Raw genomic sequence first — 1,757 nt, 5'->3', positions numbered from 1 at the left:
GATCCAAAGCGATTCAACTGGGAGAGCAATCAGGGCAGGCGGAACTCAAATGGGAAGACCGCCGTACTTTGAGAGGCCTGATGTCACAGCCCCTCTATCGGGACGGTTATGCCTATCTGCTGGATAAACAGTTTGGGCTGACCTGTTTTGAATACGCCACCGGCAAGAAAATCTGGGACGATGACAATCAGATGACGCCGGGCAACAGTCGCAATCCGCAGGCGAGCCTGGTCTGGCTTAACGATTCCTCACGGGCCTTGATTCTCAATTCGGACGGCGCTTTGATCCTCGCGGAACTGACTCCCGCTGGCTATCGGGAACTGGCCCGCGCCAGCCTGATCGGTGAAACCTGGGCTCATCCGGCATACGCCGAGACCCGTGTATATGCCCGCAGCAATACAAAGCTGGTCGCCTGCGAACTTCCCGTCGAGGAATCGATTACCGAATCCCCATAAAAGCAAACAGGCTGACCTGTAAACTTCATGTCCAACTCGATAAAATGCAGGTCGGGCCCTCGGGAGATGTTCCTGATCGATCCTGACGTACACCTCTGTTCCTCGATCTGATGTTCCGGGTGCTGATTCCGATTCCACCGTTATCTCACGAAAATCATTGTACAGTATGAATATGCCAGCGGAAAACCAGTCCGAGAACCCGCAAACCGGGACTGAACTCTTAGGGCCAGAAATCTGGAATCTCCCCAACCTGATCACCGTCAGTCGACTCGTGCTCTCGCTGATCCTGTTCGTGATCATCTACATGGAAGGCTGGTGGAAAACCTCAGCCGCCTTATTCATTCTTGCCGCTGCGACAGATTTTCTCGATGGGTATTTCGCCCGCAAATATAATCAGGTGACGACGCTGGGCCGGATTCTGGACCCCTTTGTCGATAAAATCATCATCTGTGGTGCCTTCATTTTTCTGCTGGAACGTGGTCCCGCCACGGGTATCAATGCCTGGTTTGTGCTGATCATTATCGGTCGGGAAATGTTCATCACCAGCCTCAGAGGTTATCTGGAACAGCATGGCCGCGATTTTTCCGCCAGTTGGAGCGGCAAAATCAAGATGGGGGTTCAATGTGTCGCAGTGGTCCTTTGTCTGCTTTCCCTCAGCCCGGAAGCTCCGTTTAACAGTTCCGCTTTTTTTCTGCTTCGCGATCTCTCTGTCTGGTCTGCCGCTTTGATTACGCTGTATAGTGGGATTGATTACGTGTTCAGGGCCTCCCGAATTCTACGCAATAAGCCATTACCATAACTACAGTCTGGTTATGGTTTGAAACTTAAAGCCTGCAGAGAACCTGTTCTTATAAAAAACTCGATTTCTCGACTCTTCCTGCGACGCTCCGCCGTATAAAATGCCAGCAGCCTGACAACTGACTTTCATTTAACAGACCTGTACTTATGCCTGACGAAAATCATCCTCTGCCACCCCCTGATCCTGTCATTTATGTTCAACCACAGGATTACCAGACCGAGGTCAAAGATTTTTCCTCACGACAGCCCGCGTTTCGAACTTCGATTCGTCCTGCACGCAGTAAAGTGCCCCTGATCCTGTTCGTGGTGACCTGTCTGAGTACGTTTATTGTTGGCGCAACAGGCAATAATCCTTTTGTTCCTGTCCCCAGAGAATTCGCCCGCCTTTATGAGTTCATTCAACAGATCGGCTGGACCAGTTTCCTCGTCAATGGGATCTCGTATGCCGGACCGGTGATGCTGATTCTGCTCTCACACGAAATGGGACACTATCTGCAGTCGCGG

2 protein-coding genes and 1 pseudogene are annotated in these 1,757 nt (G+C 51.5%); all 3 read left to right on the top strand.

Translation table 11 applies throughout. The features are described 5' to 3' along the window. Positions 1 to 455: pseudogene (locus AACZ40_RS29045) on the top strand (hypothetical protein); the annotation flags it as partial. Between the two features lie 166 nt (positions 456 to 621). Continuing rightward, positions 622 to 1,254, top strand: a complete 633-nt coding sequence (pgsA, locus tag AACZ40_RS29040; RefSeq protein ID WP_291172463.1) for a CDP-diacylglycerol--glycerol-3-phosphate 3-phosphatidyltransferase — start codon at positions 622 to 624, stop codon at positions 1,252 to 1,254. A gap of 146 nt (positions 1,255 to 1,400) precedes the next feature. Next, a partial coding sequence (locus AACZ40_RS29035) for a hypothetical protein (protein WP_339677176.1) occupies positions 1,401 to 1,757 on the top strand: 357 nt, incomplete at its 3' end.

Source organism: uncultured Gimesia sp. (genome assembly GCF_963972345.1).
GTDB lineage: Bacteria > Planctomycetota > Planctomycetia > Planctomycetales > Planctomycetaceae > Gimesia.
Note: the sequence above shows the minus strand (reverse complement) of the source record. Positions and strands in the feature narration are given on the sequence as shown.

Coding starts and splice junctions, on each gene's coding strand:
- pgsA (WP_291172463.1), top strand. CDS start 622: ATGAATATGCCAGCGGAAAACCAGTCCGAGAACCCGCAAACCGGGACT.